At 61.2% G+C, this 16,109-nt stretch carries 13 protein-coding genes; 12 read left to right on the top strand and 1 reads right to left on the bottom strand.

Annotated elements, in window-relative coordinates; all coding sequences use genetic code 11:
* Positions 1-311: 311 nt before the first annotated feature.
* The 4 genes from AZF01_RS24460 (at position 312) to AZF01_RS08860 (ending at position 6,762) form a co-directional block, all read left to right on the top strand.
* Positions 312-1,280: a hypothetical protein gene (locus AZF01_RS24460; RefSeq protein ID WP_244435612.1), complete on the top strand. Its 969-nt coding sequence runs from the start codon at positions 312-314 to the stop codon at positions 1,278-1,280.
* A gap of 264 nt (positions 1,281-1,544) precedes the next feature.
* A complete protein-coding gene (locus tag AZF01_RS08870; protein ID WP_061449662.1) occupies positions 1,545-5,063 on the top strand; it encodes a S8 family serine peptidase in 3,519 nt (1,172 codons plus the stop codon).
* Positions 5,064-5,101: 38 nt separating this feature from the next.
* Positions 5,102-5,581, top strand: a complete 480-nt coding sequence (locus AZF01_RS08865; protein ID WP_024707322.1) for a hypothetical protein — start codon at positions 5,102-5,104, stop codon at positions 5,579-5,581.
* Between the two features lie 83 nt (positions 5,582-5,664).
* The gene (locus AZF01_RS08860) at positions 5,665-6,762 is read left to right on the top strand and encodes an IS630 family transposase (protein ID WP_024707196.1); all 1,098 of its coding nucleotides are present in this window, start codon (positions 5,665-5,667) and stop codon (positions 6,760-6,762) included.
* Positions 6,763-7,147: 385 nt separating this feature from the next.
* On the opposite strand, the gene AZF01_RS08855 is transcribed toward AZF01_RS08860, so the two are convergent.
* Complete coding sequence (locus AZF01_RS08855) at positions 7,148-7,969, bottom strand: LysR family transcriptional regulator (protein ID WP_051424004.1); 822 nt, start codon at positions 7,967-7,969, stop codon at positions 7,148-7,150.
* Positions 7,970-8,085: 116 nt separating this feature from the next.
* On the opposite strand from AZF01_RS08855, the gene AZF01_RS08850 reads away from it, so the two are divergent.
* The 8 genes from AZF01_RS08850 (at position 8,086) to AZF01_RS08820 (ending at position 16,107) form a co-directional block, all read left to right on the top strand.
* Positions 8,086-9,261, top strand: coding sequence for an MFS transporter (locus AZF01_RS08850; RefSeq protein WP_024707127.1), 1,176 nt, complete (start codon positions 8,086-8,088; stop codon positions 9,259-9,261).
* 1 nt (position 9,262) lies between these two features.
* Complete coding sequence (locus AZF01_RS08845; RefSeq protein WP_036236315.1) at positions 9,263-10,480, top strand: SGNH/GDSL hydrolase family protein; 1,218 nt, start codon at positions 9,263-9,265, stop codon at positions 10,478-10,480.
* Positions 10,477-11,247 (top strand): SDR family NAD(P)-dependent oxidoreductase, encoded by a 771-nt coding sequence (locus AZF01_RS08840; RefSeq protein WP_024707125.1) that lies wholly within the window; start codon positions 10,477-10,479, stop codon positions 11,245-11,247. The genes AZF01_RS08845 and AZF01_RS08840 overlap by 4 nt, the downstream gene beginning before the upstream one ends.
* 231 nt (positions 11,248-11,478) lie before the next feature.
* The gene (locus AZF01_RS23925) at positions 11,479-11,742 is read left to right on the top strand and encodes a hypothetical protein (RefSeq protein WP_152534465.1); all 264 of its coding nucleotides are present in this window, start codon (positions 11,479-11,481) and stop codon (positions 11,740-11,742) included.
* A gap of 147 nt (positions 11,743-11,889) precedes the next feature.
* Positions 11,890-13,137 carry an extracellular solute-binding protein gene (locus AZF01_RS08835; RefSeq protein WP_024707124.1) on the top strand — a complete coding sequence of 416 codons (1,248 nt, stop codon included), beginning with the start codon at positions 11,890-11,892 and terminating at the stop codon, positions 13,135-13,137.
* 97 nt (positions 13,138-13,234) lie between these two features.
* On the top strand, positions 13,235-14,095 hold the full coding sequence (locus tag AZF01_RS08830) for a carbohydrate ABC transporter permease (protein ID WP_036236312.1): 861 nt from the start codon (positions 13,235-13,237) through the stop codon (positions 14,093-14,095).
* 3 nt (positions 14,096-14,098) lie between these two features.
* Positions 14,099-14,950, top strand: coding sequence for a carbohydrate ABC transporter permease (locus tag AZF01_RS08825; protein ID WP_024707122.1), 852 nt, complete (start codon positions 14,099-14,101; stop codon positions 14,948-14,950).
* Between the two features lie 20 nt (positions 14,951-14,970).
* Positions 14,971-16,107 carry an ABC transporter ATP-binding protein gene (locus tag AZF01_RS08820; RefSeq protein ID WP_024707121.1) on the top strand — a complete coding sequence of 379 codons (1,137 nt, stop codon included), beginning with the start codon at positions 14,971-14,973 and terminating at the stop codon, positions 16,105-16,107.
* Positions 16,108-16,109: the final 2 nt, after the last annotated feature.

The raw sequence follows: 16,109 nt of genomic DNA, 5'->3' as shown, positions 1-16,109 counted from the left end.
TCATTCGCACCCAATATGGCGAAGGTTATGTCTGGGTCGCACCACGCTCGCCAGCGGATAGAGAAAATTCCAAGGCTTTTGTGATTATCGGTCCCGTTCGCGGCCTCAAGCGCGGCGGCGCCGAGGCGCGAAGCTACATCGAACAGCTCCATCTCGAACTTCAGGCGGGGGTCGGTTCGGACCGGGCGGTGATCATCGAAGAGGACGGGCGGGTTGCAACAGCGCATTTCAGCGTTGAGGTGATTTTTCATCGTCATGATGACGTTCTTCACGCCGCGCTTCTTCTAAGACATGCCGGTCAGTTTATCGGCATGAAACGGGTCGATCATCACGCAGGCAGCAATGCGGTCGGCACAGAGGGCATCATGCAGGCCATCTGGTCGCATCTCGCCCTGCCGCCGCCGATCGGCGAGCTGCCCGATGACCTGCCGCCATGGATCCGCCAGCACGACGCGGCGCTCACGCTCAGCGGCAACCCCGACAAGGTCAGCTGGCGGGATAATGCGCGCATGCTTGAGCGCGCCATGGCAGAAAGCCCGCATGATCAGCGGCTGAGCGTGATGTGGGCGCTCAATCTCTATGCCCGCCTGCTGCAAAGCATGAGTGAACCGGATCAATGGCTTTCCCAGCATGAATGGCAGGCGATCGAGCGGGAAATTGAAGAGACAAGCCTGTCCGTTCTGGGCGAGCTGCCACAGATGCCCGAAATGGGACTGGCCGTCGCCAAGCTGCTTCTGTTCGTCAACAATGAACATACGGCGCTCGCCGAAAGTCTGGTGGATCAGGCTCTCCGACATGGTTCTGCCTTTGCCACCGCGGCGGCCCTGCGGGGGGAGATCGCGGCGATCGAGGGTGACATCGACGCAGCGTGCCAACTCTATGACGAGGCGCTTGAACTCGCCGAACCGGGCACGGAGTTCTTCATCTATCTGATGCTGCTGAAGGCTGGCGCGCTACGCGCCGGAAACAGGCTGGATGCGTTGCAGGCGCTCGCCGAGCGTCTGCGCATAACAGCGCCGCTCGCGCATGCCCGCCTGGGTCTGCTGCTCGCGCCCGAACTGAACGAAGGCCATATGAACCGGACGGTTGCGGGCGCCGCGCTGACATCGGCAGTCGCGACGCACATGCTTCAGCTGCTCTACAATGTCTTCGGCCGCCGCTTCAAGAAACTCGAGCATCGCCGGAATATCATGAACGCGCCGATCGCGGCGTTTTCAGCCGCCTTTGGCGACGAGGTGGTCAGCGAGAGCATCAGATCCGGCGTATCCGATCAGGCCTGAGCCCGGCGTGGCGGCGATAGTCCGCCGCGTTTTCTGCGGGACAGGGCGACGGAAGCGTCCATGACACCGTCGGCAGCAACTTGCGAAAAGTCAAGAAAATCGCTGTTTCAAATACTGAGCAAACATTGTTGTGACATGACCGGACCGTTCTGTTTCGCGCAGGAGGGACGGAGGGGACACGGGACGGTTTTTCAACCTGGTCAGCATCGTCTTCGCCTTGATGCGTCGAAACGCGTTTGTGACCGGTTATGATTGGACGTGCATATGCCCATAGCTTCTGCCTTTCCTCGCCTCTGTCTCGCCGGCCGGTTCGGAACGATCGCCGTCTCGGCGATGCTGACCTCGACTTTGCTGACGACCGGCGCATTCGCGCGCGCGGACGATCTTCCGATGCGACCTGTCGAAGAGAGCGAGGCCCTTGCCGATCGATCGTCGGAAGCGGTAAGGGCCGCGCTGCAGGAGGCAACCGCCTTCGGTCGCAAATCGCTTCTTGCCAGTATCGTCGAAAACGCGCGGCTGACGCCAGAACGCGCCGATCTAATTGAAACGGAGGCGCGAAGGCTTCGGCCCGATCTGGCCGCGTCGATCTCCAAGGCGGCCGCCGCGGGCCGCCACCTCGCAAGCCTGTTTCCCGAGGCTTCGGTATCCGGAACGGTCCGGACGCAACCTCTGGCATCCTCCCCGGCCGCGCGCGCCACGCCTTACCCCGGGGGCAATCCCAACATTCCGAAAGATACGCTCAGTGAATATCAACGCAACTATTCGCTCGATGCCATGCATGTCGATGCTGCGCTTGAGAAAGGTTTTACCGGAAAGGGTGTGGTCGTCGGCGTTATTGACACAGGCATTGCCATTAGCCCCAACGGAACTGTTCACCCTGAATTCGAAGGCCGCGTCGATCCTCGTTCAAAAAGCTACCTCTACTGGTTTGACACCAGTGTCGAGGACGAACACCTGACCCAGGAACAGTTTGAGGCCGCTTTCGAACAAGGCCCGGATGATCCCTATGATATCGATGGCCACGGAACCCATGTCTCCGGGATTATTGGTGCAGGTCGCAACGGCTTCGGCATGGAGGGCGTTGCCTCTCAGGCCACGATTCTCTCCGTTGGAGCGATACCGGGAGGTGATGGCGAAGTCTTCGTCGACGGCGAGGATTTTGATATCGATGATTTGCAGTATTGCGGGCCATCCCTATTGAATGGAACCTGCGAGCCCATCACCGGTTCACGCGTTCCCGATACTGTAGGGTTTGAATATCTGTCGCAGTTTTCGGATGTGAAGGTGATCAATGGCAGCTTCGGTTCCAATGCTGAACCGGATCAGAAAACCTGGGACATACCTGTTGGGCAACAAGCTCAGTTCATGGCTGACGCCGAAGCCATGAGGCAAAGCCTTGATGCCGGTCAGGTGATCGTCATGTCTGCAGGCAACGAATTTCTTGAGGCTCCAGTACTTGCGGAAAATCCTTTTAGCAGTGGCCTTTTCCCCTTCATTCAGCCTAAAAATGAAGCGGCTACGAACTCGTCAGGCAGTCTGGTCTACAACGATCATGGCACCGGGCTTGACCTGAGCTTTACTTCCGCCGAAGCGCTGGCGGCTGCGGAAGAACAGGATGGCATTGCCCGCGGTCGAATTGTCGTCGTCGTCGCGCTCGATGCCTATAGTCAGATCTCCAGCTATTCCAACAGATGCGGTGTTGCAAAAGAGTGGTGTATTGCCGCGCCGGGCGGTGATCAGCCATCAGGAGCGGACAGCGGTATTTATTCGACCGTCCCTGAAGATCTGGTTCCCAGTGGCTATGATTCCTACTCAGGCACCTCAATGGCCGCGCCGAATGTGTCCGGCGCTGTTGCCGTCCTGACCGAGGCCTATCCGAGCTTCACCCCGGCGGAAATCGTCGAAATCCTGTTCATGACCGCCGAGGATCTCGGCGCTGCGGGGATTGACGCGGTCTATGGTTGGGGGCTGGTGCGGCTTGACCGCGCGCTTTCGGTCGGCCCGGTCGGCATGACCGGCGAAGGCGTTTACGCGGTCGGCGCGGACGGTTCCGACACGACCTGGATCGTTTCGTTTACGAGCGATGGAAGCCTTGAAAAGCAGGGCGGCGGCACGCTTTCCATCCTCAACGCCGCAACGTTCAGACAAGGCGCGGGCGTCGAGGGCGGATTGCTGGCGGTTGATGGCGCCCTGACGACGCCGGAACTGCATGTCGGCAGAAACGGCACGCTTGGCGGTACCGGACGCGTTGTAGCCGATGTGGCTGTCGAGGGCATGCTTGCGCCCGGCCAGTCGCCCGGAACGATGACCATTGCCGGCAATGTGAGCCTTGCGCCGACGGCAACCATGGAAATCGATGTCGATGGCACGGGGACAGAGAACGGGGCCGGCAATTACGACCGTCTTCTCGTGACCGGGGCCGGCAATGATTTCGCCGCCAACGGCACCCTTCAGCCAAGGTTGCGCGGCATCTCCGGCGCCGCCACCAATGCCTTCACGCCAATGCCCGGCGAACTTTTCACCTTTGTTCAGGTTGCAGACGGCAGCGTCACGGGCAGTTTCTCTGGCCTCGACCAGCCGGATGCGGGCCTTGCTCCGGGCACGCGTTTCGATGTGCTCTACGCAGCGGATGCGCTTTCCCTGGCCGCCACGCCGGAGCGCTATGCCGATCTTTCCGACTTCGGCATCTCCGCCACGCAAAACGAAAAGGCGTTGGGCGGTGCGATCGACGAAAGCCGGCCTGCGGCGGGCGTGCGTCCCGATCCCGCCTATAATGACAGTTTCAACAGGCTTTATGCCTCCGACATCGACGCGCTTGCCGGCGGGCTTTCGTCGCTGACGGGCCAGGTCCATGTCGAGATGGGCACCAGCGCCGTCCGCGCCATTGGCCGCTTCGCCGACCGCATCGGCGAGCGCCAGATGGGCCTTGCCACCGGTTGGCTTGCCGAGACGGGAACGCCCTATGGCACCGGCAAGGTCTGGGTCAGCGGCAATCACGCCCGTACGGACGTGGGCTCATCCGGCGCAATCTCCGGCTATGACGTGAACGCGAACAATGGCGCGTTCGGTATCGACTGGCAGTTCGGGCAGACCATTGCCGGCGTCGCGGGCTCCTATGAATATGCCGACGTCTCGGCAAATGCGAACGGCGACGGCAATATCGGCACCTACCAGGCCGCGGCCTATGCCACGTTTGAAACCGCCGGCCCGACCGTGGCTGTGCACGGCGGGCTTTCCTATGCCGACCTTTCAACCAGCCGGCTGACCACGCTGGGCAATTATGCCGCTATGGCCAACGCCTCGGGCCACGGCATGGGCGGCTTTGCCGAGGTCACTGCCTTTCAGGAGTTCGAAATGGAGGCGCTGACGCTGACGCCATCCGCCACGCTCGGCTATCGCGGCTTCCACCGCGATGCCATGGCCGAGACGGGCAGCCTTTTCGCGCTGTCATTGCCGGATGAAACCTTTTCCGAAACGCAGACCACGCTGACCCTGTCCGCCTCGCATCGCTTTGCGTTCGACAACGGGCTGAAGCTGGAGCCGGTGTTGAGCGCTGGCTGGCGCCATGACTTCGGCGATCAGGGCCGGTCCTCAAGCCTCGCGATCTTCGGCAGCGGCTTTGACATATTCGGGGCGGATATCGGGCGCAACGCCCTTATCGGCCGCGTTTCCGTCAATGCCATCGCGTCGGACCGTTTTACCTTCGGCGCAAGCTACGAGGCCGAGCTTAGGGACAATCTGACCAGCCAGATCTTTTCCGCCAATGCCAGTCTCAAATTCTAGAGAACCATGTTCAAGCTCAAAACAGGGGAGACAATGTCATGAAACGCGCCCATTCTCACGTCACATCGTCAGTCCTGGTCGGGGCAGGTCTTCTGATCATTGCCGGCCTGACCGGCTGCGACGTATCAGACGGCTCCGTGCCATCGGTCTCGACCGCGCCCGGCTACCAGACGACCGCCGCCGCGAAAAAGGAAATGGAGGACTCGGTTGTGGGGAAATGGAAAATGTACCCGGCAATCGGTCCGACGAAACGCAACTGCTCGATCGAATTCAAGGCGAGCGCCTTCGACCCGCACAAGGGCCGCGTCAGCACGTTTGCCTGCAACCTGGTCGAGGGTCTCGGCAGTATCAACGGCGTCAGCCGCATCAATGGCTGGGAACGCAAGGGCCGCACGATCATCCTGTCCGCCATCGCGACGCCCAATATCGGCTCGTTCGACCTACCCATCGATTCCTACCGCGACCGCGTCTACGGCAGCACCAAGGACGACATCCGCTTTGTGATGGTTCGAGACTGATTTCGATTGGCACACCTAGTCACCTGGAACAAAAGTAAGTCACATTTTGTTGACCTTCTGTCACAAGAGCAGGAGTTTGGTTTATGGTTGGCAGACAGGCTGCCCTCGTCGTTCTGAGCGAGGCTGATAGAAATTTCCTCGAATCTCAGGTGCGCCGGCATAAAGCGCCACGCTCGTTGTCGGATCGATGCCGGATGGTTTTGCTTTGCGCGCAAGGCCTTCAAAGCAAGGATGTTGCCGAACGTTTGGGTGTTCACGAGCACACGGTTGGGAAATGGCGTCGCCGGTTCGTACAGGATGGCATTGAGGGGCTGACAGACGAATACCGGGCAGGTCGGCCACGCACTGTCTCCGATGCCAAGGTTGCTGAGGTTGTCGAACGCACGTTGAACACGACGCCCAGGGACGCCACGCACTGGTCCATCCGTTCAATGGCGGCCGACAGCGGGCTTTCGCACACCACCATCCGGCGGATCTGGACAGCATTCGGCCTGCAACCGCATCGTGCCGAGACATTCAAGCTTTCCTCCGATCCGCTCTTCGTTGACAAGGTGCAGGATATCGTCGGCCTTTATATGGCGCCGCCGGATCGGGCGATCGTGCTCTGCGTGGATGAGAAATCGCAAATCCAGGCATTGGACCGCGAGCAGCCGGTTCTGCCAATGGCGCCGGGCGTTGTGGAACGGCGGACGCATACTTATGTCCGCAACGGCACGACGTCTCTGTTTGCCGCGCTCGACATTGCCACCGGCGCGGTCATCGGTCATTGCTACAAGCGGCATCGGGCCACCGAGTTTCTTGACTTTCTGAAACGGATCGATGCCGAAATGCCTGATGGGCCGGACGTGCATCTGGTGATGGACAACTATGCAACCCACAAGACGCCGAAGATCAAGGCCTGGCTTGCGCGCCGCCCGCACTGGCATGTTCACTTCACGCCGACGTCGGCGTCCTGGATCAATCAGGTGGAGCGGTGGTTTGCAGAGCTGACGCGAAAGCAATTGCAGCGTGGCGTCCACCGTTCTACCGCAGAACTGGAAGCCGACATCAACGCATTCATTGAAAGCCACAACGAAAACCCAACCCCATACAAATGGGTCAAATCCGCAGACCAGATCCTCGCAGCCGTCAAGCGTTTCTGCCAGAAGACAATGAACCGAACTTCAGATTCACGTGACTAGGCTCAGGACTCGTTGATCAGAGCCAGCCTTGGCGAACGACAGATCAGGATCGAGAGTGCCGCCTTACGCAATGTAGGTCAATGTCCGCTTTGCCGTCTGGCCATTCGGAAACCTGCCTGACAGGTTACGGCCCCGTTTCTGCCGGTCCGGAGAGCGCTTCCATTTCGGTCATTCGAAGAAACCCGGCGCTATCTGTAAAGCTGCCATTCGTCGCGCAATGTTCGGAGGCCTATCGACGGCGGGGAGCCGACCTTCGCTGCGGCGACAATCCGAACACTCAACCAAGATGGAAGCCGTCATCTAGAGCAGTCCACAATCGAGGAGTGTTCTGCATCGCCGCATAACGGCTCCGAATCCTTTATTGCCAATAGCGGTGGCCGTAGCGCTAGCTATCAACCCGGCCTTTGCGGACGAGGTAGTCGATGACAGTGGAGACGCGGGGGGGCAGCGCGGCCGATTTCCCGAGGTAGACGATGTGGAATTCTTCGCGGGCGACTTGCGCCTCCGGGACAAGCTGCAAGCGGCCTGAGGCAAGGTCGTCCCGGACGAGGAACCGGCCCACGCGTGCGGCACCATTGCCATGCTGTGCCAGGGCGGCCAGCGTATTACCGTCTGTCGCACGCAGGCGCGCGCTGGTGTCGCGCCAGATCGGATCGCGGCGGGCATAGGCGAACCCCAAGGTGCCGGCGGGCGCGTCCGGAGCCCGGACGGCGACAATCTCGCTGACCCCGAGCGACCGGGCCCGCATCGCGGAGTCCGGCAGCGGTCCGGCCCTGATGCCAAGGTCGACCGGCCGCCCGCCCATGTCGATCAGGCCATCCCCGATCAGCAGCTCCACTTCGAGCTCCGGGTGCTCACGCAGGAGCACAGGCAGGATCGGTGCAAGAATGTGGTTTGCATAGGCGGCGCTGGTCGCGATGCGCACCGTCCCAGCCACCGGACCGCAGCCGACTTCCCGCTCGGCCTGATCGAGAGCGGCAAGGATACTGCGGGCCGAGCGCGCGAAGGCCTCGCCTTCTTCGGTGATTGCGATGCTGCGCGTGGTGCGACGCACCAGCATGGCCCCCAGCCGCTGCTCGAGACGTGACATCGTCTTGGACACGGCAGAAGGTGTCATGCTGCGGACCAGCGCGGCGGCGGAAAAGCTGCCCTCGTCGACGACGGCCAGGAACACTTCCATTTCCTGTAGGCGATTGATTTCCCGCATCGGCACAACCCGTGAATTGAAGGAATAAGAGTTGTTATCATTTAGCTAGTTATATCACAAGTTCTGACCTGTCAGTCTCTCCCCAGCCGCACCACGCATCATAAAGAGACAGCCAGGTGGACCTTTCACTACAAGCGGACAAGGCGGGGACATCCGCGCGAACGCCCCCTCTCATTGCTCTCGGGATCGGAGCCTTCGGCATCGGCCTCACGGAGTTCATCATCATGGGGCTGCTCCCGCAGGTGGCGCAGGATTTCGGCGTCAGCCTGCCCTCCGCAGGGCAGCTGATCACCGGCTATGCGCTTGGCGTCACCTTAGGCGGCCCGCTGCTGGCAGTCGCGGCGAGCCGCCTGCCGCACCGGGCCGTGCTGATGCTGGTCATGACCATATTCACTGCCGGGAACCTGCTCTGCGCCCTCGCTCCTGGCTTCGGACTTGCCCTGACGGCGCGGGTGATCACCGGTTTCGCCCATGGCACCTTTTTCGGGACAGGGTCTGTCGTTGCGCAGGCGATTGTGCCGCCCCATCGCAAGGCCTCGGCCATCGCCACTGTCTTTACCGGGCTGACGCTTGCCACGGTGCTGGGCCTACCCTTCGGCACATGGCTGGGCCAGATTTTCGGCTGGCGCGCCACCTTCTGGGCCGTGGCGGGCATCGGGGCGCTGGCCTTGGCCGCAATCGCCGCCTTCGTGCCGCAGACCGACGCTGGCACACCGCTGAAGCTGCGGCAGCTTGCGCTGTTCCTGCGGCCGGCGCCGCGGCGGGCGCTCACGATGACGGCCCTGGGCTACGCGGGCGTCTTCATGGTCTTCACCTATATCACCCCGCTGCTGACCGATGTGGCCGGCGTGCCTGATGAGCGCGTGGCGCTGTACCTGCTGCTCTTCGGATTGGGGGTCTTCGGTGGCAATCTCGCGGGCGGATGGCTGGCGGATCGCTGGCCAGGTGCGTCGGTTCGGGTGGTTCTGGCAGGTCTCGCCGCGGTACTTCTGGCGCTGCGTCTGGCCTTGTCCCTGCCGTCGCTTGCGGCCCTCGCGATGGTGCTGCTCGGACTGCTGGCATTTGCCACGCTCGCCCCACTGCAATCCCACATGATGGCGCGCAGCCCCGATGGCGCCGATACGCTCGGGGCCACCCTCAACATCTCCGCCTTCAACCTCGGCAATGCCATCGGCGCATGGCTTGGAGGCTTGGCCCTCGCTGCGAGTCTTGGTCTGCCCTCCCTCCCGCTTCTTGCGGCCCTCCTGCCACTGACCGCCCTGGCCCTGGCCTTCATTCCCGAAAGGACCTGACATGCGCTCTCTTTTCCCGGCAACAATTCTGACACTGAGTCTCGCCGCCCCTGCATTGGCCGAAAGCTGGACGCCAGCCTGGATGGCCAGCCCGCAAGCGGTCTGGGCTGACACCTCTGTTTTCGAGACTGGCCTTCCAGATAGCATCGCCGGTGCGACGATCCGCCAACCCCTGACGCTTGGCTTTCCGGCCGGGAGGATAAGGCTGGTACTGTCCAATATTCACGGCAACCAGCCCCTTCCGGTCGATGCGGCAACTCTGGCGCGCAGTCGCGGCGCAGCAGGTGTCGAGGCCCCGCAACAGGTGCTCTTCGGCGGCAGGCACGATGCCGTCATTGCGCCGGGGGCAGTTCTCGTGTCGGACCCGGTGCCTTTTGCGGCCGAGGCCGGGGATCGCGTTGCCGTCACGCTGACCTTCGGGCCGGACGCTGTTGCGCAGGATTTCCACTGGGACGCCCGCGAGACGAGCTACGTGATCGACGCGGACGAGCAGGCCCCGAAGGTGCTGTCCGAGATCCCGGCGCGGCTGACCCTCAGCGCGGTGCTGTCAGATCGCCCCGCGCGGCAGGTGGTTGTCGCCATGGGAGATTCAATCACCGACGGCAATGGCGCCCCGATGGATGCCATGGCGCGCTGGCCCGACTTCCTGGCCAGCACCCTTTCGTTGAAGGGCATCGCGGTGGTGAACGCAGGCATCTCTGGCGGACGACTGCTGAGTGACGGCATGGGCTGCAGCGTCCTGGCACGCCTCGGACAGGATGTGCTCGCGCTGCCGTCGGCGGATACGTTGGTGCTGCTCATCGGGACCAATGATATCGCCTGGCCGGGTACGCCGTTTTCCCCGGACGAGGCGCCGATGCGTCTTGAGCGCCTTCAGGCCGGGTTCCTGCAGATCGCGGCCCGTGTGCACGCGCAAGGTATGCAACTGATCCTCGGAACTGTTCCGCCCTTTGAGGGCGCGCTGCCGGGCACGCCGATGGAGGCGACCTACTGGTCTCCCGAAAAGGACGCCCTGCGCCGGGCGCTGAACGACTGGCTGCGCGAAGCGGATTTCCACGATGGGCTCGTGGATTTCGACCGGGTGCTGAGCGCCCCGGAGGATGACGCGCGCCTGAACCCGGACCACGACAGCGGCGATCGCCTTCACCCCGGCGCGCAAGGCAACCGCGCCATGGCCGACGCCGTCTCCGCAACTCTTCTGAAAGGACAAGACCGATGAACATAGATCTTCACGGCAAGACCGCACTTGTTACCGGCTCGACCAAGGGGATTGGCCTCGCCACGGCAAAGGGACTGGCCGCGGCAGGCGCCAGTGTCATACTTCACGGTCGGAATCCGGAAGAGGTCACCGAGCTGGCCGGTGCGCTCGGCATGCACGGCGCTGCGGCCGACCTCGGGACGGCAGACGGCTGCTCCCGTCTGGCCGATGGTGCCGGAGAGGTCGATATCCTCGTCAACAACGCCGGGATATTTGCCCCCGGCGACTACTTCGAGACAAACGACGCGGAATGGGAGCGCCACTGGCAGGTGAACGTCATGAGTGCGATGCGTCTCAGTCGCGCGCTGGCCCCAGCAATGATCGCGAAGGGCTGGGGACGCATCGTCATGCTCGGCTCGGAGTCGTCCTTCAACATCCCGTCCGAGATGATCCACTACGGTGTGAGCAAGGCTGCGGATGTGGCGCTGGCGCGGGGACTGGCCAAGCGGCTCGCAGGGACGGGCGTGACGGTGAATTCGGTCCTACCCGGCCCGACGCTGAGCGACGGTTTGCGCGATATGCTGGCCGGCCGCGTGGCGCAATCGGGCCGCACCATCGAGGAAGTCGCCACCGAGTTTGTCATGGAGGCCCGCCCCGGTTCGATCATCCGTCGCGCCGCGAGTGTCGAGGAGGTCGCCCATATGATCGTCTATGCCTGCGCTCCTCAGGCGTCGGCAACCACAGGCGCAAGCCTGAGGGTCGACGGCGGAGTGGTCGAGACTTTATGACACCACGCCAACTGATCGCTCTCGGAAAGAAGGCCGGAACGGGTCCGGTCAAACTCCAGCGCCATGGCAAGCTTTGGCTCCGCACTTTTGCCAAAAGGATTCCAGGACGCAAAGTGGTTGCCTTCCCTCCGCTGGATGCACTTTGCTTTCGGGATCCAAGGTGGCTTTGCAATGCAGTGGGGAGCTTCGACCCGCGCCGAGGCTTGCACCCACAGCGAAAGGCGGCTTCGAATGGCCGCGTTGCAGCATCCTGAACCGGTGGCGAACGTCGGCTGTGGGCCGAAATCGACTACCCGCCCAAAAAGCGCGAGTGACCGCTTCGCCGGGCTCGTTTCCGAAAGCCGCCATTCATCTCATTCCGGCCCCTTTCCGGTCAGTCAGCTGCACGTCTCCGCTTCGGAGGCTGAGGCTTTCTTTCTTCTGCCCGCAGAAGCAGAGACCCTCAGGACAGTTTTCTCCAACAAGACAGAGAATAATGCTGATCACAATGAATAGGAACCCGTGCGAACAGCCAGAGACGGTCGAACAAAAGCTCGGCTCAGGCATCAATCGCGAAATCTTCAATTTCATTTATTTAATAAATTAATTTGACGAGGGGTTTTGTGATGTGCATGATCAGTTCAGCCAAAGGGAGGTTCAGATATGGCGCATTTCACACTCACACGACGTTCATTTCTTGCCACGACGGCAGCTGCCTCGGTGTCGTTATCGATGCCGGCGATTGCGCAGTCGCGCGAACTGGTGATGATTTCGAACCGGGGAAATCCGAGGCAGCGCGCAGCGCTCGAAAAGATCGCCGCCGATTTCGGCAAGGCCGCCGGCGTCAAGGTCTCGGTCAACAATATGGATCACGAGGCCCACAAGACCGCGATCCGCAACTACCTTGTGGCAAGCCCGCCGGACATCTGCTTCTGGTTTTCCGGTGAGCGTATGCGTGGCTTCGTCGAACGCGGCCTGTTCGACGACATTTCCGATCTGGTGGATCGGGAAGGTTGGAAGTCCGTCGTGCCGTCCATGAGCGCGGTTACGGTTGGCGGCAAACAATACGGCCTGCCGACATCCGGCATCCTCTGGGGGCTTTTTTACCGCCAGGATACGTTCGACGAACATGGGCTGACTCCGCCGGAAACCTTCCAGGACCTGCTGGCTTTCGGCGAGAAATCCAAAGCGGAAGGACTGACGCCGATCACGATCGGAACCAAGAACATGTGGCCGGCCGCCGGCCTGTTCGACCATTTCAACCTGCGCATCAACGGTCTCGAATTCCACCAGGCCCTGATGGAGGGCAAGGTCTCCTATACTGACGCCCGCGTCGTCAAAGTCATGGACACATGGGCGGAAGCTGTGAACGCGGGGCTGTTCACCCAGAACGCAACCTCCTACGCTTGGGAACAGGCCGCCACCGCTCTGGTTCAAAAGCGCGCGGGCATGATGGATCTCGGTCTCTTCATCAAGCAGGCCTTCCCGGAAGACGAGCTCGACCAGGTCCGCTTCCAGCTTTTCCCGACCGTCGATCCTTCGGTCGGCCGTTTCGAGGATTTTTCGGTCGATTCTATCCATATTCCTTCCGGCGCGCCGCATCCTGAAGTCGCGCGCGAATTCCTCGCCTATTTCTATCAGCCGGAAAACCTGAAGGCCTATGTGGAGCCGGAAGGCAATGTGCCGGCCCGCACGGACGTCGATCTCACCAGCGATCCAATTGTCGCCATGGCGACCAACGCGCTGAAGAAGGTCGAGGGTACAGCGCAATATTACGACCGCGACACCAGCCCGGATGTCGCTCAGGCGGGTCTGAAGGGTTTTCAGGAATTCATGGTCCATCCGGACAGAGTCGACCGTATCCTCCCGCAAATCGAGCGCGCCCGCGAACGCGCATACGGCGCACTCTGAAAACCGGAGGCGGCGGCCACCTTCTCTCCCGGCCGCCGCCTCCGGCTGCATTCTTCATGGAAAAAGGGAGGCTTTCTTGACAACGCCTCGTCAGAAAATGCTTGAGCGGTGGACGCCCGCTCTTCTTCTCGCGCCCGGGCTGATCCTGTTCTTTGGCGTCATCGTTTTTTCAGCGTTCAGGACCTTCTGGATTTCGCTGCACGAGTGGGACGGTTTCGGTACCGCCGTCTATGTCGGACTGGCGAATTACCGGGAATTGTGGACGGACCCGCAGTTCTGGATGTCGCTCAAGAACAATGCCATCTGGCTGGTCGTGTTCCTGCTCGCACCGCCACTCGGCCTCGCAATCGCTCTTCTGGTGAACCAGAAAATCGCCGGCATGCGGTTCGCCAAATCGCTGTTCTTCATGCCGCTGGTGCTCTCGCTGGTGACGGTGGGTGTCATCTTCAGCTGGTTCTATGACCCGACGTTCGGCATTTTGGCAAAGATTTTCGGTCTCTTCGGCGCCGAAGCGCCCGCCCTTCTTTCGAGCGAGCGATACGTGACCTTCGCCGTCGTCTTTGCCGGGCTCTGGCCGCAAGTTGCGTTTTGTCTGGTGCTGTTCCTGGCGGGCCTCAACAATCTCGATTCCGAGATTATCGGCGCCGGGCGCGTCGACAATGCCCGCGGCTGGCAGATGTTGCGTCATGTCGTGTTGCCGCAGCTCAAACAGGTCAGTTTCATCGCCATCGCGATCTCGATGATCGGCGCGCTTCGCTCCTTCGACATCATATCGGTGATGACCTCGGGCGGCCCGTTCGGTTCCTCCAGCGTGCTGGCCTATCAGATGTATGAGGAATCGCTGTTTTCCTATCGCTACGGATACGGCGCGGCCATCGCCACGGTGCTGTTCGCGATCATGCTGATCTTTATCGTCTGGTATCTCGCAAACCTTCTGAAAAACGAAAACGGGGCTTGAGCGATGTATCCGAAACCTATTCCTCCGTCGCACCGCAAGAGCCGTATTCTCTATATGACCGGCGTCTGGGCCGTGCTCGCCATCTGGCTTTTGCCTGTCGCGGCGATCATCATGACGTCCTTCCGGACCTTCGACGACATCATGGCCGGCAATTACTGGGGCTGGCCGACCAAGTTCAACATCCTCGAAAACTATGCGGCGATCTTCCAGCAGACCGACATGCTGGTCTATTTCCGCAACAGCCTGATCATCACCATCCCGTCGGTGGTCCTCGTGCTCGCGCTTTCGACGATGACCGGGTTTGTCCTGTCCCGTCACAAGTTCGCAGGCTCGACGCTGCTGTTCGCGGCTTTCATCGCCGGCAATTTCATGCCCTATCAGGTATTCATGATCCCCGTGCGCGACCTGATGGTCTCGCTCGGCCTCTACGACACTTACGGCGCGTTGATCCTGTTTCACGTCTCTTTCCAGCTCGGCTTTGCCACGCTGTTCATGCGCAATTTCATCGCGGCACTGCCGGGAGAGCTTTTCCAGGCAGCCCGCGCGGAGGGTGCCTCCCCGATGCAGATACTGAGGATCATCGTCGTGCCACTTGTCCGGCCCGCGCTGGCGGCGCTGGCAATCCTGCTCTTCACCTTCATCTGGAATGACTATTTCTGGGCGATCGTTCTGACCCAGACCGACGCTGTCAAACCCGTGACCGCCGGTCTCGCCAACCTGCGCGGCGAATGGATTTCCGCCTGGAACGTGATTTCCGCCGCAACACTGTTTGTCGCCATCCCCCCCGTGCTGATGTTCTTCCTGATGCAGAAGCATTTCGTCTCCGGCCTGACTATGGGCGCGGTCAAAGGTTGAGGCCGAAAGGAATTTTGAAGATGTCCAACGTCACACTGAAGAACGTCAACAAGCACTATGGCCCGTTTCACGCCCTGAAAAATATCGATCTCGATATTGTGCCGGGCGAGTTCGTCGTCATGGTCGGCCCGTCCGGATGCGGCAAGTCCACGCTGCTGAAAACCATCGCCGGACTGGAAGAGGTCACCAACGGCACGATCGACATCGCCGGGCGCGATGTGACCCGCGAGGAGCCAGGTGATCGCGGCATCGCCATGGTGTTCCAGTCCTACGCACTCTATCCGCATATGACGGTGCGGCAGAATATGGGCTTCGGGCTCAGGATCATGAAACGTCCGGCCGATGAGATCGAGGCCGCCGTTCAGCGCGCGGCAAAGATCCTCCGTATCGAGGAACTGCTGGAAAAGAAGCCGGCCCAGCTTTCCGGTGGACAACGCCAGCGCGTCGCAATCGGCCGGGCAATTACCCGCGAGCCCCATGTCTTCCTGTTCGACGAGCCGCTGTCCAACCTCGACGCGGCACTGCGAACACAGATGCGCGTTGAGCTCGCAACGCTGCACAAGGACTTAAACGCCACGATGATCTATGTGACCCACGATCAGATCGAGGCGATGACGATGGCGGACCGGATTGTCGTGCTGCGCGCCGGCGTAATCGAGCAGGTGGGCACACCGCTCGGGCTTTACCACAACCCGGCGAACCGCTTCGTGGCATCCTTCCTTGGTTCACCACGTATGAACTTTTTCGAGGGAAAGATTACGAACGTTGAAGACAGACGTGTGGTCGTTGATGTGGAAGGGTTACCGCCGCTTACCTTCGGGAATATCCGCGAAGGCCACGGTCTGAAGCAGAACGCCACTGTGGCCGTCGGTGTTCGGCCGGAGCATCTTCGCTTGTCCGACGATCACGAGATCCAAGCACAGGCAAAGATCCGTCTTTCAGAACAATTGGGCCGGGAAACCGTGCTCTACGCCGATGCCGGTGCTTTGAAGACCGTTGGGTCCGATACCGGCACCTCCGACGTGACACTGCTTGCCGGACAAGGCGACATTCCGGCCGAAGCCAGCACGGTGACATTCGGCTTCGATACCACTAGCGCCTACCTTTTCGGCCCTGATGGCCAGACGCTGACCACCGAGAAGACCATCGGCGCCTGATG

It is taken from the genome of Martelella sp. AD-3, from assembly GCF_001578105.1.
Classification (GTDB): domain Bacteria; phylum Pseudomonadota; class Alphaproteobacteria; order Rhizobiales; family Rhizobiaceae; genus Martelella.
This window is presented reverse-complemented; position numbering and strand designations above follow the sequence as displayed.